This is a genomic window from Micromonospora sp. NBC_00860 (genome assembly GCF_045207375.1).
In the GTDB taxonomy this organism is placed as follows: domain Bacteria; phylum Actinomycetota; class Actinomycetes; order Mycobacteriales; family Micromonosporaceae; genus Micromonospora; species Micromonospora vinacea.
Map to the genome: position 1 here is coordinate 4,302,256 of NZ_CP108825.1, position 16,390 is coordinate 4,318,645.

General features: G+C 71.1%; 14 protein-coding genes. 9 read left to right on the forward strand and 5 right to left on the reverse strand.

Annotated features, from left to right (window positions below; genetic code table 11):
- Positions 1 to 57: 57 nt before the first annotated feature.
- From OH804_RS19690 to OH804_RS19710, 5 genes are all read right to left on the reverse strand, one after another.
- The gene (locus OH804_RS19690) at positions 58 to 1,479 is read right to left on the reverse strand and encodes a GH1 family beta-glucosidase (RefSeq protein ID WP_196921768.1); all 1,422 of its coding nucleotides are present in this window, start codon (positions 1,477 to 1,479) and stop codon (positions 58 to 60) included.
- A complete protein-coding gene (locus OH804_RS19695; protein ID WP_406058709.1) occupies positions 1,476 to 2,318 on the reverse strand; it encodes a carbohydrate ABC transporter permease in 843 nt (280 codons plus the stop codon). The genes OH804_RS19690 and OH804_RS19695 overlap by 4 nt, the downstream gene beginning before the upstream one ends.
- A 10-nt stretch (positions 2,319 to 2,328) precedes the next feature.
- Complete coding sequence (locus tag OH804_RS19700) at positions 2,329 to 3,300, reverse strand: carbohydrate ABC transporter permease (protein WP_196921766.1); 972 nt, start codon at positions 3,298 to 3,300, stop codon at positions 2,329 to 2,331.
- 109 nt (positions 3,301 to 3,409) lie between these two features.
- Complete coding sequence (locus OH804_RS19705) at positions 3,410 to 4,699, reverse strand: ABC transporter substrate-binding protein (protein WP_196921765.1); 1,290 nt, start codon at positions 4,697 to 4,699, stop codon at positions 3,410 to 3,412.
- A 309-nt stretch (positions 4,700 to 5,008) separates the two neighbouring features.
- A complete protein-coding gene (locus tag OH804_RS19710; protein WP_406058712.1) occupies positions 5,009 to 5,572 on the reverse strand; it encodes a plasmid pRiA4b ORF-3 family protein in 564 nt (187 codons plus the stop codon).
- Between the two features lie 150 nt (positions 5,573 to 5,722).
- On the opposite strand from OH804_RS19710, the gene OH804_RS19715 reads away from it, so the two are divergent.
- From OH804_RS19715 to OH804_RS19755, 9 genes are all read left to right on the forward strand, one after another.
- Positions 5,723 to 6,469 carry a pyrimidine reductase family protein gene (locus tag OH804_RS19715; protein WP_406058714.1) on the forward strand — a complete coding sequence of 249 codons (747 nt, stop codon included), beginning with the start codon at positions 5,723 to 5,725 and terminating at the stop codon, positions 6,467 to 6,469.
- Between the two features lie 148 nt (positions 6,470 to 6,617).
- Positions 6,618 to 8,372 carry an ATP-binding protein gene (locus OH804_RS19720; RefSeq protein WP_406058716.1) on the forward strand — a complete coding sequence of 585 codons (1,755 nt, stop codon included), beginning with the start codon at positions 6,618 to 6,620 and terminating at the stop codon, positions 8,370 to 8,372.
- An 18-nt stretch (positions 8,373 to 8,390) separates the two neighbouring features.
- Positions 8,391 to 9,539 carry an exonuclease SbcCD subunit D gene (locus OH804_RS19725; protein ID WP_406058718.1) on the forward strand — a complete coding sequence of 383 codons (1,149 nt, stop codon included), beginning with the start codon at positions 8,391 to 8,393 and terminating at the stop codon, positions 9,537 to 9,539.
- Positions 9,539 to 12,013 carry an AAA family ATPase gene (locus OH804_RS19730; protein WP_406058720.1) on the forward strand — a complete coding sequence of 825 codons (2,475 nt, stop codon included), beginning with the start codon at positions 9,539 to 9,541 and terminating at the stop codon, positions 12,011 to 12,013. Before OH804_RS19725 ends, OH804_RS19730 begins: the two co-directional genes overlap by 1 nt.
- Positions 11,976 to 13,013, forward strand: a complete 1,038-nt coding sequence (locus OH804_RS19735; RefSeq protein WP_231392560.1) for a hypothetical protein — start codon at positions 11,976 to 11,978, stop codon at positions 13,011 to 13,013. The genes OH804_RS19730 and OH804_RS19735 overlap by 38 nt, the downstream gene beginning before the upstream one ends.
- An 18-nt stretch (positions 13,014 to 13,031) precedes the next feature.
- Positions 13,032 to 13,889, forward strand: coding sequence for a spermidine synthase (locus tag OH804_RS19740; RefSeq protein WP_406058722.1), 858 nt, complete (start codon positions 13,032 to 13,034; stop codon positions 13,887 to 13,889).
- 125 nt (positions 13,890 to 14,014) lie between these two features.
- The gene (locus OH804_RS19745) at positions 14,015 to 14,707 is read left to right on the forward strand and encodes a sigma-70 family RNA polymerase sigma factor (protein WP_196921758.1); all 693 of its coding nucleotides are present in this window, start codon (positions 14,015 to 14,017) and stop codon (positions 14,705 to 14,707) included.
- Positions 14,704 to 15,486 (forward strand): anti-sigma factor, encoded by a 783-nt coding sequence (locus OH804_RS19750; protein ID WP_196921757.1) that lies wholly within the window; start codon positions 14,704 to 14,706, stop codon positions 15,484 to 15,486. The genes OH804_RS19745 and OH804_RS19750 overlap by 4 nt, the downstream gene beginning before the upstream one ends.
- A gap of 203 nt (positions 15,487 to 15,689) precedes the next feature.
- Positions 15,690 to 16,337: a hypothetical protein gene (locus OH804_RS19755; protein WP_196921756.1), complete on the forward strand. Its 648-nt coding sequence runs from the start codon at positions 15,690 to 15,692 to the stop codon at positions 16,335 to 16,337.
- The last annotated feature ends 53 nt before the right edge of the window (positions 16,338 to 16,390 follow it).

A 16,390-nucleotide genomic window follows, 5' to 3' on the forward strand; every position in this document is an offset into this window, starting at 1 on the left:
ACCCGGCGCCACCTGCGGGAGGTGGACGCCGGGGCCGTCCTGATGGCTGGCCCGAGCCTATTGTGCGGCCAGACCGTTGCGCCGGATCACCGAGGCGTACCACTTGGCGCTGGACTTGGGGGTGCGGACCTGGCTGTCATAGTCGACGTGGATCATGCCGAACCGCTTGGTGTAACCCCAGGCCCACTCGAAATTATCCATCAACGACCAGGCAAAGTATCCCCGCAGAGGCACTCCGGCGTCGATCGCCTGGTGGGCGGCGCGCAGGTGGGCATCGAAGTAGGCCAGCCGATCGACGTCGTCGACCTGCCCGTCGACCACGGAGTCGACGAACGCGGAGCCGTTCTCGGTGACGTACAGGGGCAGGTCGGTGTAGCCGTGTACCCGACGCAGCGTCTCGGTCAGGCCGGGGGCGTCGATCTCCCAGCCCATGTCGGTGACCGGGACGCCACGGGTGACGAACCGGACGTCCTCGCTGCCCGGCCAGCACGAGGGGGCCGGGTCGGCCTCGACGCCCTCGACCGGTGCGGCGACCACGTGCCGGCTGTAGTAGTTGACCCCGACCAGGTCCAGCGGCGTGGAGATGGTCGCCAGGTCGCCGTCGCGCACGTGGTCGAAGTCGGTCACCGTGCTGAGGTCGGCCACCAGGTCCTCCGGGTACGACCCGCGCAGCAGCGGGTCCAGGAAGAACCGGTTGGCCAGCCCGTCGATCCGCCGGGCGGCGTCCCGGTCGGCGGGGGCGTCGCTGGCCGGGTCGACCGGGTAGAGGTTGACGGTCACGCCCACCTCGGCGGTCGGCCGGGCGGCCCGCAGGGCCTGCACGGCCAGGCCGTGACCGAGCATCAGGTGGTGTCCGGCGCGCACCGCGTCCGCTCCGTTGGTGCGGCCGGGGGCGTGCACGCCGGAGCCGTAGCCGAGGAACGCGGAGCACCACGGCTCGTTCAGCGTGGTCCAGTAGCGCACCCGGTCACCGAGCGCGTCGGCCACCAGCGTCGTGTAGTCGGCGAAGCGGGCCGCGGTGTCCCGGGCCGGCCAGCCGCCGGCGTCTTCCAACGGCTGCGGCAGATCCCAGTGGTAGAGGGTGAGCCACGGCTCGATGCCGTTGGCCAGCAGCTCGTCCACCAGTCGCCGGTAGAAGTCCAGGCCGCCCGGGTTGGCCGCGCCGGTGCCGGTGGGCTGCACCCGGGACCAGGAGACCGAGAAACGGTACGACTTCAGGCCCAGCTCGGCCATCAGCGCGACGTCGTCGCCGAGGCGGTGGTAGTGGTCGCACGCGACGTCCCCGGTGTGCCCGGCGACGACCCGACCCTCGGTGTGGCTGAAGGTGTCCCAGATCGACGGGGCGCGGCCGTCCACGGCCGCGGCCCCCTCGATCTGGTACGCCGCCGTCGCGGCCCCCCAGAGGAATCCGGGTGGAAAGGTCAGCCCGGGGCGCTCGTCGAGGACGTCGACGGCGGGTGGGCTGGCGGGGTTGCTCACGACTTGACGGCACCTTCCATGATCCCGCCGATGATCTGGCGGCCGAACACGAGAAAGACGATTACCAGGGGGATGGTGCCGATCGCCGTGGCGGCGAACACCTGGGAGTAGTCGGTGTAGTAGGCGTACGACAGGAAGGAGAGCGAGACCTGCAGGGTCGGGTTCTCCGGGGTGAGGATGGCGTACGGCCAGATGAACGAGTTCCAGGTCTCCATGAAGGTCAGCAGACCGAGCACCCCGGCGGCGGGACGAAGCGCGGGCAGCACGATGCTCCAGTAGATCCGGAACGTGCTCGCCCCGTCGACGCGGCCGGCCTCGATCAGCTCGTCGGAGATGGCCTGGCTGGCGTACTGCCGCATCATGAACACGCCGAAGGCGCTGACCAGGAACGGCACGGTGACCGCGTACAGGGTGTCGTACCACCCCAGGTCCTGCATGATGGACCAGAGCGGGATGAGGCCCATCTGGGTCGGGATCATCATGGTGACGATGATCGCCAGCAGCAGGGCGTTGCTGCCCCGGAACTTCAGCTTGGCGAAGGCGAACCCGGCCAGTGAACCGGTGAGCACCACCGACACGGTGACCACCGAGGAGACGATGATCGAGTTCATCATGCCGGTGAGGAAGTTGGCGGCGTCGTTGTCGAGCACCCGCCCGAAGTTGTCACCGAACGCTCCGCCGGGGGTTACCGGTGGCGGGACTTCGTTGATGGAGTCCAGGCTGCGAGTGCCGATCACCAGCATGTAGTAGAACGGGTAGATCGACAGCAGTGCCGCCAGGACGAGCGCAACGTAGGTCAGCGGACTGGTGCGCCACAGGCGCTGGGAAGCCGAGATCATCGATCTCTCCTCACTTCGCCGAGCGGCGGACGAGTAGGAAGTTGAACAGCGACACCAGGATGATGATCATGAAGATGGCCCAGGCGACCGCAGCTCCGTAGCCGGCGGAGTTCAGGTTCACGATGCCCATCTCGTACATGTACATGGCCAGCGTCTGGAACTCCCGCTGGCTGCCGCCGAGAATGTTGCCGTTGGCGAAGAGCAGCGGCTCGGTGAAGAGCTGCATGCCGCCGATCGTGGACAGGATGACCACGAAGATGAAGGTGGGCTTGAGCATGGGCAGGGTGATCTGCCAGAACTGCCGCCACGGGCTGGCGCCGTCGATCGCTGCGGCCTCGTAGAGATCCTTCGGGATCGCCTGCATGCCGGCGAGCAGGATCAGGGTGTTGTACCCGGTCCAGCGCCAGTTGACCATCGAGGAGATGGCGAACCACGAACTCCACCGCTGCCCGTCCCAGTCGACCGGGTCGACACCGACGAGGCTCAGCAGCCAGTTGAACAGGCCGAACTCCCGCTGGAACAGCATCCCGAAGACGATCGCGACCGCGGCCACCGACACCACGTTCGGCATGAAGATGGCCATCCGGAAGAAGGTCTTGGCGCGCAGGAAGGTCCGGTTGAGCAGGTTCGCCAGGAAGAGGGCGAGCAACAGCTGCGGGATGGTCGACAGGGCGAAGATGCCGAACGTGTTGACCAGCGCGTTCCAGAAGTACTCGTCGGAGAACAGCCGGGTGTAGTTGTCGAAGCCGATGAACGAGTGCTCGCCGATCATGTCCCAGTCGTGCAGCGACATCCAGGCAGTACGCACCATGGGGTACAGCCCAAACGCACCGAAGATCAGGAAGAACGGGGCGATGTAGAGGTACGGCGAGTACTTGACATCGAGACGGTTGAGTAATCTTCCCCGGCTACGTCGGCGATCGACGTCGGGAGAAGGCGGTGCTGCTGGCGACGGCGGTGCCGTCGTGGCCGACAGGCTCATGCGAATTTCCTTTTCCGGCGAGGCCCGGGGGCCCTCGCGCAGGGCGCTACGCGGAGGGGACCGGCCGGTGGCGTCCGGGAAGCCCCGAACGCCACCGGCAGGGAATCACTCAGAAGGCACCCTGAGTCTTGGCATCCTTCGTGAACTGCTCCCAGGCCTTCGCCTTGTCGGCCTGCCCGCTCTCGAACGCCCGCAGGGCCGGCTCGAGCGCGTTCTCCTTGACCGCCTGGTGCTTCGGGCCCAGGTGGGTCGGCTGGATCTTGGCGACGCTCTCCCCGAAGATCTTGCCGGTCGGCGCGTTGCTGAAGTACTCGTTGGTGTAGCCGATGAACGCTTCGTTCTTCAGCGCCTCCAGGTTGGTGGGCAGCGGGCCCTTGGCCTTGAAGGCCTCCACCTGGCTCTTCGCGTTGGTCAGGTACTCGGCGAGCTTCGCCGCCTCCTTCGGGTACTTGCTCTGCGCCGGAACGGCGAGCCACGAGCCGCCCCAGTTACCGCCGCCACCCGGCACGGACGCGACGTCCCACTTGCCCTTGTTGGCCGCACCGGAGTTCTCCGAGACGATGCCGAGCATCCAGGACGGGCAGAAGGTTGCCGCGAAGGTGCCCTGCTTGAAGCCACCCGACCACTCCGGCGACCAGGTCTGCGCCTTGGCGGAGATGTCCGCCATCGACGTGGCGGTGTCCCAGGCGTTCTTCACCGCGGGGCTGGTGTCCGCGATGATGTTGTCTTCCTTGTCGTAGAACAGGTCACCGTTGCCCTGGAACATCACGCCGTTGGAGACGGCGGTGATCGAGTCGATGAACGCCTTGCCGCCGCTGCCCTGCTTGTACTTCAGACCGGCGTCGTGGAAGCCCTTCCAGTCCGGCCAGAGCGCCGACACCTGGTCGCGCTCGGTGGGCAGGCCGGCAGCCTGGAACAGGTCCTTGCGGTAGCAGACGGCGAGGCTGCCGACGTCGGTCGGGAGGCCGATCAGCCGGCCGTCCGGCGCCTTGCCCAGCTCCCACTTCCAGGGCAGGAACTCCTTGGAGTGGTCGGCAACCAGCGGGTTGAGGTCGGCCCAGTTGCGCGCGTTGGGCTTGAACTCGTTGAGGATGCCCTCTTCCAGGGCGGTGACGTCCGCCGCGCCCTTGCCGGTGGCCAGGTAGCGGACCAGCTTCGGCCGGTACTCGGCGAGCTGCGCGGTCTTGCGCAGCTCGACCTTGATGCCGGTGTCCTTCTCGTACTGCTTGACAAGCTCTTCGTAGCCGAACTCGCCGAACGTGTCGACGACCAGCTTGGCCGGCTTCTCGCCGGCCGCCGGCTTGTCGTCGTCGTTGCCGCAGGCTGCGAGACCGCTGACCGCGGTGATCGCGGCCAGGGCAGCGGCCGCCAGGCGGGTACGCCGCGTGGTGACACTCATTCGCTGACCCCTCTTTCCGGTGGTGAGGCTGATGTGTGTGGTGGGGGGGGTGCTCATCGCGCCGGGCCGGGGTCCGTGAGTGACACACACCACCTCCGGGAGCGCTCCCATGAGATTGCCGGCGGGTAACGGGAGTGTCAATAGGGCGTTGGGAGCGTTCCCAGATCGTTACCGCTGATCACTCCGGCCCCGCCTACCCCACCAACAACGCCGCCCATCCCGGGTGATCAAGAGGTTTCGGTCAGGGATCGCGGCTCTGCTGACGCCAACCTCTTGATCGACAACGCCTCCCCCGAGGGGACGGGCGGGTCAGCAGAAGCGGCGGAGGAGGGTGGTTGCGCGGTCGGGGTCGAAGCTGCCCGGGTCGAAGGTGGAACCCGCCCAGTCGCGCAGCATCGCCTGACGGGGGCCGACGAGGTCGACCGGGGCGGTCTGGTCGACCAGTGCCTCCAGGAGCGCCTGGTAGCCCGGCGGCCCGCCGATACCCTCCGGCGGGCAGGCCCGCTCGCCGGCCACGCAGACCGGGTACCGCTCGTCGGGGTCGGCGGTCAGCGCGTCCTCCACGACCAGGTCGTGCTCCCACCAGTCGCCGAAGTCGTACGTGTAGGAGAACCGGCTGCCCTTGCCGAGCACCGCGTCGAGCCGCACGTCCAACTCGTCGTGCAGCGCCAACTCCCCATCCGGGTCGGGCTCGCCGTACTGCATCGCGTCGATCTCGAACGAGTGCAGGTGACAGTCCCGCCAACCCATCGCGTGCTGCACCACACGGTGCAGCCGGTCCAGCGTGTAGCCGGCCGGCACGAGCACCCGCCGCCACACCGGCGGGCGGGTCCCGGCGAGGGACATCTTCAGCTGGAAGATCTGACGCGACATGCTGTCCTGTCCTCCCGCGGCTTAGGCTGCCAGCATGATCTGCCGAGCGTGCCGGGCCCGGCGACACGACGACTGCCCGGGCCGGAACTGGTGCGACTGCCAGCACCGTACCGCCGAACCCACCCCTCCGGTCACTGGTCCGGCCGGCGAATGACCGTCGGAATTCCGATCCGGCGGCTCTGGCCCGAGCCGTCGACACAGCCGATCGACGACGCCGCGCTGACCGCCCTCTACGACCGCGCCGACAAGCCCCGACTGCGGGTGAACTTCGTGGCCAGCCTGGACGGCGCGGTCACCGTGGACGGCTACTCCGCCGGGCTCTCCGGCGAGCCGGACAAGCGGGTGTTCGGCCTGCTGCGGATGGTCTGCGACGCCCTGGTGGTGGCCGCCGGCACACTCCGACACGAGGGGTACCGGGCGGTCCGCCTCGACGAGCGCCGCCGCGCCTGGCGTCGCGCCAACGGGCTGGCCGAGTACCCGACGCTGGTGGTCGTCTCCGGTTCGCTCGACCTGGATCCGGCGCAGGCTGCCTTCGCCGACGCGCCGACCCGCCCGGTGGTGCTCACCCACGCCGACGCCGACCCGCCGGCCGGGCTGACCGACGTCGCCGACGTGCTGCGCTGCGGCACCGAGCGGGTCGACCTGGCCGCCGGCCTCGCCGAACTGCACCGACGCGGGCTCACCCAACTGCTCTGCGAGGGCGGGCCCCACCTGCTCGGCGCGCTCACCGCCGCCGACCTGGTGGACGAACTGTGCCTGACCGTCTCGCCACTGCTGGCCGGGCCCGGTTCGGGCCGGATCACCGCCGGCGACGCCGCACCGCCCCGGCACCTGCCACTGCGGCACGTGCTCGCCGCCGAGGACGGTGTCCTCCTGCTCCGCCACGCCCGCCCGTAACCCGCCGTCGCCCGGTCACACACCCACCGTCGTGAGTGTGACGGCGCATGGTGTCGTCCGCCGCGTCGCGTGGCGACCTGTCGTACTCCTCGGGCAGGATGCACAGCATGGTTCCCGACCGTGCTGCCCGACCGACCCGAGTCGCCCGATGACCGACGCCGACCTCGACAGCCCTGGCGAGGCGGTCGGGCGGGTGCTGGGCACCGCCGACGCCACCCCGTTGCAGTTCTGGACGGCCGTGGCGCCCGGCAGCTACCTCCAGCTCGACGACGTGGTGGTCACGCGACGGGAGCTTCCGGACCGGGAGCCCGTGACGATCGCCGGGGTGGTCACCCAGGTCCGCGCGCGGCACGAGGGCGCCCAGTTCGACTCCGACGTGTTCGCCATCGCCGACGGCACGCTGCCCGCGCAGGTGCAGGAGGCGGCCGAGGTCACCACCACCCGGGTCGATCCCGAGCTGTACGTGCCGCCGACGCCGGGCGCCGTGGTGCACCGGGCCGAGGGTGACGCCCGGGCGCGCGCGCTGCACTTCGACCGGATGGAGCGGCGCATCCCGATGGGGATGGGTCGGGACGGCGTCCCGGTCTACCTCAACGCCGACTTCCTCGACGGCAGTCGGGGCGCGCACGTCTCCATCTCCGGCATCTCCGGGGTGGCCACCAAGACCAGCTTCGCCACCTTCCTGCTCTACTCGGTGTTCCGCTCCGGGGTGCTGGGCGGCGACGCGGTAAACGCCAAGGCGCTGATCTTCAACGTCAAGGGTGAGGATCTGCTCTTCCTGGACCACCCCAACACCCGCCTCGACGAGCCCACCCGCGCGGCGTACGCGAAGCTCGGGCTGAGCGCCGGTGCCTTCCCCGACGTACGGGTCTACGCCCCGCCCCGGGTCGGTGACGCGGCCGGCACGCCGGATGTGAGCAGCCGGCTCACCGGCGTCGACGCCTTCTACTGGACGCTGAGCGAGTTCTGCACCGACCGCCTGCTGCCGTACGTCTTCGCCGACGCCGACGACGAGCGCCAGCAGTACACGATGGTGGTCCACTCGGTGGCCGCGCACCTGGCCCGCTACGCCCAGCCCGCCGACGGCGGGGTGAGCATCGACGGGGTCCGGCTGGGTTCCTACGGCGACCTGGTCGACCACATCGTCGATCAGCTCAACGACGACGAGACCCGCTCCGACTGGGCGGGCAGCGCGGTGGGGCTGGGCACCGTCAACGCGTTCGCCCGGCGGTTGATCGGCAGTAAGAAGGACCTGGCCCGGCTGATTCGCGGTGACCTTGCCACCCGTCGCCCCCACTCGATCAACACGAGCGAGTCGGCGCAGGTCACTGTGGTCGACCTGCACAACCTGCCCGACCGCGCGCAGCGGTTCGTGGTGGGTGTGACGCTCAAGAGCGAGTTCGAGCGCAAGGAGAAGTCCGGCACCGCCAAGCCGCTGCTCTTCGTCGTCCTCGACGAGCTCAACAAGTACGCCCCCCGGGAGGGCTCCTCGCCGATCAAGGAGGTCCTGCTGGACATCGCCGAGCGGGGCCGCTCGCTCGGGGTGATCCTGATCGGCGCACAGCAGACGGCGAGCGAGGTGGAGCGGCGGATCGTCACCAACTCGGCGATCCGGGTGGTCGGCCGCCTCGACCCGGCCGAGGCGTCCCGCCCGGAGTACGGTTTCCTGCCGCCCGCGCAGCGCCAGCGGGCGTTGCTGGCCAAGCCGGGCACCATGTTCGTCAACCAGCCGGACATCCCGGTGCCGCTCTGCCTGGAGTTCCCGTTCCCGGCCTGGGCCACCCGGGTCTCCGAGGCGGGCCGGGCACCATCGGAGACGCTGCGCTCGATCACCCAGTCCGCCGACCCGTTCGCCGTGGTGGGCTCCGGCGGCGGCAGCACCGACGACGACATCCCGTTCTAGCTAGGGGCCAGCACAGCCATGAAGATCCTGCACACCTCCGACTGGCACGTGGGAAAGGTGCTCAAGGGGCAGTCCCGGGCCGACGAGCACAAGGCCGTGCTCGCCGGGGTGATCGAGATCGCCCGTGCCGAGCAGCCGGATCTGGTGATCGTCGCTGGTGACCTCTACGACACCGCCGCACCCAGTTCGGAGGCGACCCGCCTGGTCACCCGGGCGTTGACGGCGCTGCGGCGTACCGGCGCGGACGTGGTGGCGATCGGCGGCAACCACGACAACGGCCCGGCGCTGGACGCGCTGCGCCCGTGGGCCGATGCCGCCGGCATCACGCTGCGCGGTGGGGTGCGGGAAAACCCGGACGAGCACGTCATCGACGGCACCACCGCCGGTGGCGAGCGGTGGCGGCTGGCCGCGTTGCCGTTCCTGTCCCAGCGGTACGCGGTGCGCGCGTTGGAGATGTACGAGCTGACCGCCGCGGAGACCAACCAGACGTACGCCGACCACCTGGGCCGGGTGCTGGGGCGACTGACCGAGGGTTTCACCGAACCGGACCGGGTGCACCTGGTCACCGCGCACCTGACGGTGACCGGCGCGGCCACCGGTGGCGGCGAGCGCGACGCGCACACCGTGTTGGGTTACGCCGTTCCGGCCACCGTCTTCCCGGCCACCGCGCACTACGTGGCGCTGGGTCACCTGCACCGGGCGCAGCGGGTCGCAGGCCCCTGCCCGGTGCGGTACAGCGGCAGTCCGCTCGCTGTGGACTTCGGCGAGCAGGAGAACATCCCCTCGGTGACGATCGTCGACGTGACAGCCAGCACCGCCGCCCGGGTGCGGGAGGTGCCGGTGACGGCGGCGAGCGCGCTGCGGACGGTGCGGGGCACCCTGGCCCAGCTCGCCGAGATCGAGGCACCGGACGCGTGGCTGCGGGTGTACGTGCGGGAGCAACCCCGCGCCGGCCTGCGCGAGGAGGTTCAGGAGCTGCTCCCCCGGGCCCTGGAGATCCGGATCGACCCGGAGCTGTTGACCGCGCCGGGCAGTGGCGCGCGCATCGCCCAGCGGTCGGGGCGTTCGCCCCGGGAGTTGTTCGCCGACTACCTGGACAGCCGGGGCCACGCCGACGAGGGTGTCCGGGAGCTCTTCGACGAGCTTTTCGAGGAGGTCGAGCACTGATGCGTCCGATGCGGTTGGACATGGCGGGGTTCACCGTCTTCCGGGACGAGACCACAGTCGACTTCACCGACGCCGACTTCTTCGCGCTGATCGGCCCGACCGGTTCGGGCAAGTCCACCGTGCTGGACGCGATCTGCTTCGCCCTCTACGGCATGGTGCCCCGCTGGGGTGGTGCCCGAGGGTTGGCGAACGCGCTCGCGCCGTCGGCGACCGAGGCGCGGGTGCGGTTGGTCTTCGAGTCCGGCGGCGCCCGGTACGTGGCGACCCGGGTGGTCCGCCGGGACGGCCGGGGCAACGTGAAGACCGCGAACGCCGGGTTGCAGTTGATGCCGGCCGGCTTCGACGTGACCAAACTGGACACCGGGTTGAGCCCGGACGACCTCGGCGAGGTGGTGGCCGGCACCCCCGCCGAGATGGAGCAGGCGGTGCTGGAGGCGGTCGGGCTGCCGTACGAGCAGTTCACCAGCTGTGTGGTGCTGCCACAGGGGCAGTTCGCCGACTTCCTGCACGCCAAGCCGGCGACGCGGCAACAGATCCTGGTCAACCTGCTGGGCCTCGGCGTCTACGAGGACGTGCAGAAGAAGGCGACGGCGCGCGCCGCGCAGGCGGAGGCCCGGCTGGAGGCGGTCGACCAGGTGCTCGCCGGGTTGACAGGCGTGGACGACGAGGCGTTGGCCGAGGCCGACGCCCGGGTGGAGCGGATGGCCGAGCTGGCAGCCGCGGTGGCCGAGGCGGTGCCGGAGCTGGCGGCGGCCCGGGTCACCGCACGGGAGGCCGCGGCGGCGCTGACCGCGCTGGACGGCGAGTTGACAGTGCTGACCGGGGTGCGCGCGCCGGGTGGGGTGACCGCTGTCGCTCGGGCGGTCGCCGCGGCGCGGGCCGAGGCCGAGGCGGCGTCGACCGGGGTGTCGCTGGCCGAGGAGCGGGAGGAGAAGCTGCGCGGCGAGTTGGCCGGCGCCGGTGACGAGAGCGCGCTGCGGCTGCTGCTGCGGGCGTACGACGATCGGGACCGCCTGTCCGGCGAGGCCGACACGGTCCGCGCGGCGGTGCGCACGGCGAACGACGAGCACGCCGCTGCGGTGGCGGCCCTGGCCGCCGCACGCGTGATCGCCGACCGGGCCGACGCCGAGTTGGAGGCGGCCTTCCGGGCGCACGAGGAGGCGAAGGCCACCGATCTGGCGGTGAGCCTGCGGGTGCACCTGCATGCCGGTGCGGCGTGCCCGGTGTGCGAGCAGCCGGTGGCCGAGGTGCCGGCGGTGCCGGCCGATTCGGCGGTGGCCGCCGCGACGGCGGCGGGCAAGGCCGCGCGGGCAGCGACCAAGGCCGCGCAGGCGACGGTGCAGGAGCGGGACACGGCGGCGCGTGAGCTGGAGCGGCTCCTGGTGCAGGCGCGGGCCCGGCAGGAGCAGGTGGAGGCCCGGCTGGCCGAGCTGGCCGGTCAGCTTGCCGGCGCGGCCGAGCCGGCCGTGCTGCGGCGGGAGTTGGCCGAGCACGCCCGGTTGCGGCGCGCGCTGGAGGAGGCGGCGACGGCGGTCCGGGCCGGCCGCGAGACCGCTCGGCAGGCCCGGGCCGGGGTGGACGCCGCCGAGGAGCGGCTGCGGGCGGCGTGGCGGGCCTTCGACACCGCTCGTGACGGGTTGGCCCGGTTCGGCCCGCCGGCGACCGATCGGGACGACGTGGCCGCCGCGTGGGCGGCGCTGACCGACTGGGCGACGACCGAGGCGGATCGCCGCCGCGCCGATCGGGCCGTCCGGGCTGCCGCCGTGGCGGAGGCCGAGTCGGTGGCCGACGGGGTGCAGCGGGCCATCGCGGGCATCTTCGCCGCCGCCGACGTGCCGGTCGGAGACGATCCGGTGCACGCGGCGACAGTGGCGGTGGAGCGGGCCGACGCCGAGCGGCGGCGGCTGCACGAGCGTCGCGAGCAGGCCGGGACGTTGCGCGAGCAGCGGGCCGGGCACGAGCGGGAGGCGCAGGTGGCGCGCGCGCTCGCCGGGCACCTGCGGGCCAACAACTTCGAGCGGTGGTTGCTGGCCGAGGCGTTGGACCTGCTGGTCGACGGCGCGTCGGGGATCCTGCGGGAGCTCTCCTCCGGGCAGTACGAGCTGGTGCACGACAAGGGCGAGTTCGTGGTGGTCGACCACCACGACGCGGGGCTGCGTCGGGGCGTTCGCACCCTCTCCGGCGGTGAGACGTTCCAGGCGTCGCTGGCGTTGGCGTTGGCGCTCTCCGAGCAGCTGGCCGGGATGTCCACCACGGCGGCGAGCCTGGAGTCGATCGTCCTGGACGAGGGTTTCGGCACGCTCGACGCCGCCACCCTGGACACGGTGGCGGCGACACTGGAAAACCTGGCGGCCCGGGGCGATCGGATGGTCGGCGTGGTCACCCACGTGCCGGCGTTGGCCGAGCGGATCCCGGTCCGCTTCGAGGTGCGCAAGGATGCCCGGTCCGCGCGCGTGGAGCGGACGGGCCGGTGAGCGCGAGGAGTGCAGCGCGGCGGATGGGACGGGCCGGCCGGTGAGCGACGCCGCGTTCTTCGTGGATTCGTGGGATCCGGCGTACGGTGCGTCGTTCGAGGCGTCCGCCGCCGGGCCGGCCGCGCCGAGCAGCGCCCAGGTCGACGCGGACGTGGAGTTGCCCGCAGTGGACTGGCGGGCCATCGGGGTACGCCCCGGGGTGCGGGCACCCGACGTGGTGTTGCTGGTCGACGGGGTCCGCCGTATCGACGCGAGCATCTGGACGGCGGAGACCGACGGCCTGTCGTTTCCCGGGTTGGCCGCCTCGTACGCCGCCGGGGTGGTCCGGTGCGACCTGGGCCGGGGTGCGGCGCAGTTGGCGGGCACCCGGGTGGGCCGGGGCCTGTTCACCGCGAGCCCGTCGGCGCAGGATGTGGTGGCGGGCGCGATCCGTTACCCGGTGCACCGGGTGGGTGGCACCGGTGAGCTGGCGAAGCTGCCGGCCGCCGTGCAGGGTCCGCTGACCGCGTTGGAGGTGGCGGTGTCGGACGCCGCCCGGGTCGACGGTGACCTGTTGGTGGTGGACGGCCCGTTGCGTAGTCGCCGGCAGTTGCCGCGCACCCTGGGCTACATCAAGACGCAGCACAGCCAGTACCTGGATGCCCGGTTGACCGCTGTGGTGACCGGGATGGCGTCGGGTGAGCGGTCCCCGGTGTTCCGGCTCGGCACCGCCTGGGGTGGTTGGTCGTGGTATTTGCGTCTGCCGGTGGCGATCGGCGCGCCGTGGGCGGGCATCGTTCGGGTGGAGTGCTCTGCCGACCTGCCCGTCGAGGCGGCGATCGAGCTGGCCGACCTGTCGCTGGTCACCCTGCCGCGTTTCGCGTCCACCCCGTACAAGGATCCGCGGGCCCCGCAGAACCTGATCCCGATCGCCGGCCTGGAGCGTCGGCTGCGGGCCCTGCTCGGCGATTCCCGGCTGCTGCACCGCGCGTTGACCGCAGCGGCCCGCGCGGCCCGGTGAGCGCGGATACTGGTTCCGGTGGGGCGTAAACGGGCAGGTGACCGGGTGGTCGAGCAGGTGGACACCGGGCTGGCGGAGCTGGTGCCGGATCCGGACCGGGCCGGCTCGTGGACGTTGCTGTTGGACGGCGCGCCGCAGTCGCACGTCGACCTGACCGACCCCACACACCTGGAGTTCGAGTACGTGCGGCGGTTGGCCGCCGCAGTGGATCTGATCGCACCGGCCGGGGATCCGCTGCGGGTGCTGCATCTGGGTGGCGGCGCCCTGACCCTGCCCCGGTACGTCTCCGCCACCCGGCCCGGGTCCACCCAGCGGGTGTCCGAGGTGGACGGTGCGCTTGTGGAACTGGTCCGTCGGGCGTTGCCGTGGCCGTCCGACGCCCGGTTGCGGGTCCGGGTGGAGGACGCCCGGGCGGTGCTGGCGTCCACCCGGGAGGCCAGCTACGACGTGGTGGTCGCCGACGTGTTCGCCGGTGCGCGTACCCCGGCCCACCTCACCTCTGTGGAGTACGCGGCCGAGGTGGCCCGGGTGCTGCGCCCCGGCGGTTGGTACCTGGCGAATCTGGCCGACGGCCCGCCGCTGCGGCACGCCCGCGGGCAGGTCGCCACTGTCCGTTCGGTGCTGCCACAGGCCTGTCTGGTCGGGGACGCGGCGGTGTTGCGCGGACGCCGGTACGGCAACCTGGTGCTGGTCGCCGGCCGGTCCACACCCCCGGTGCCGGAGCTGACCAGACGTGCTGCCGGCGACTGGTTCCCCGGGCGGGTGGTGGCCGGTGACGAGCTGGACCGCTTCGCCAGTGGTGCGCCTGTCGTGCGGGATGCCGACGCGACCGGCTCGGATCCGCCACCGCCGGGGCTGTTCTCGGTGCGCCGCTGACCGTCCGAGCAACGGCGGCGCGGAAATTTCTTCCCCGTTTGTTGATCCGTTGGGGCCGGCGCTGCGTACCACCGGGCGGCCCACCTTGTGGGCCGGCGTTGGTCACGGACATCCCGGAGGTCTGCATGCACGCGGTGGCGGCCGGTTGGCATGGCGACGCGGTACGCGCTGACTGGTTGTCGGCGCGACCCTCGTCACGGTCAACTTCGTCTGCCCGGGGGGTCGACTCGCGGGCGACGTCTCGCCAGAATGGTCCGGTGACGCCGCGACCGGCGCCCGGGCGCCATCAGGCGACGTCAACCGAGGCGAGCCACTCCGACCAGTTGATCCGTCAGCTCTACGCCGAGCACGCCGGCCCGTTGCTGATGTTCGTCATGCGCCTCACCGGTGGGGACCGGCAGCGCGCGGAGGACATCGTCCAGGAGACGCTGCTGCGGGCCTGGCGCAACGCGCACCGGCTGGGCACGCAGGGGCAGGGTTCGTTGCGGCCGTGGTTGGTCACTGTGGCCCGCCGGATCGCCATCGACGAGCATCGCAGCCAGGAGGCCCGGCCGCCGGAGACGTACGACCGGGACCTCACCGCGTTCGCCGAGGCGGACAGCACCGACCGGGTGCTGCGCACCATGACGGTGGCGGACGCCCTGCGTACGCTCAGTCAGTCGCACCGGGAGATCCTGATCTCGACGTACTTCCGGGGGCGGACGGTGCCGGAGGCCGCCGAGGAGTTGGGGCTGCCCCTCGGCACCGCCAAGTCGAGGGTCTACTACGCGCTGCGCGCGCTGCGCACGGCTCTGCAGGAGCGGGGGGTGACAGAATGAGCCGGCCGGACCACATGGACGTCGCGGCGTACGCGCTCGGTGTGCTCGACGAGCAGGACACTGAGCGGTTCGAGGAGCATCTCGCCACCTGCTGGGCGTGCGCGGCCGAGTTGGAGACGATGGTGCCGGTGGTCGGGCTGCTCTCCGACATCGACGGCGAGACGATGATGGCGCTGGAGCAGACGGCGACCGACCCGGCCCTGCTGGACCGGACGCTCGGCGCGGTCCGGGCCGACCGGCGGCGTACCCGGTTTCGTCAGTTGCTCGCGACGGCCGCCGCTGTGGTGGTCTTCGGCGGTCTGACCGGGTACGGCTTCTCCAGCGTGGCCGGCAACGAGCAGTCGCCGGGGGTGCTCGCCGAGTCGACGCCGAGCGCACCGAACGATCCGCCGACCAGCGGGCCGACGGCCGCGCCGAGTGGCCCGGGTGTGGGCGGCACCGAGGAGGAGGGTGACCAGGTCGAGGCGACCGACCCGACGACCGGTGTGCAGACCACCATGTTCCTGGTGACGAAGGACTACGGCACCCGGATCAATTTCAGCCTGCGGAAGCTGCCCGGCCCGCGTATCTGCCGACTGGTGGTGGTGCGCAAGAACGCCACCACGGAGGTCATCTCGACCTGGTCGGTTCCGGAGAGTGGCTACGGCACCAACACCCGACCGCAGGGTCTGGAACTGAGTGCCTCGACGTCGGCTCTGCCGGCCGACATCAAGCAGCTCCAGGTGCAGTCGGTGGATGCCAACGGCGTGGCGAGTCCGCTGGTCACCGTACCCATGTAAGCGTTTCTGCCGCATCGGCGCCGGTCATTGTCACAATGACCGGCGCCGATCTGTCGTTGCGGGCGGCCCGCCTCGCGGGGGCGCACGCATGACGGCCGGAAATGGTTCAATAGATTTACGTGAAATTGACCACTGTTACTACTTCAACCTTGACAGCCCGCCCGCCGTACCTATGGGTGAACTGTCAAGAATGAGGAGGGCACGTGGCACAGATGAAGCGGACCGTCATCGTCGCGAGCGCGATGGTCGCACTAACGGCCTGCGCTCCCGCGGGTTACGACGGGGCGAACTCGAGCGCGGCCGAGCCGGTCGCCGTCGCCGCGGCCGAGCCCACCGCGACGGTTGAACCTGAGGTCTCGGCGTCCGCGGAGGCGCCGGCCGCCGACGCCCCGCCCGCGGACGTCGACCTGACCGAGAAGTTGGTCGGTAAGAGTGTCGCCCGGATGGGCAAGGTGGTCACCGACCAGGACGGCTGGATCCTGTACCGCTTCGACAAGGACACCGCCGACCCGCCGTCGTCGAACTGCGTCGACAAGTGCGCCGAGGTGTGGCCTCCGGCGTTGACCGACGGCAACCCGGAGCTCACCGGCGTCTCTGACGACAAGGTCGGCAGCGTGACCCGGCAGGACGGCACCCGTCAGCTCACCATCGCCGGCTGGCCGGTCTACCGCTACATCGGCGACAAGAAGCCCGGCCAGTGGAAGGGCCAGGCTGTCGGTGGCACCTGGTTCGTGGTCCAGCCGGACGGCAAGAAGAACCTGAGCTGCCTGCCCAAGGGCACCCCGAAGGCTGTCGCACCGCCGGCGGACAGCGGTTCGAGCGACGCCGGGGGCTCGGGCTACTCGTACTGAGCCCGATCGCCCGCGAGGGCACGGTGGTCGGTCGTCGCCGGGGAGGGCGCGAC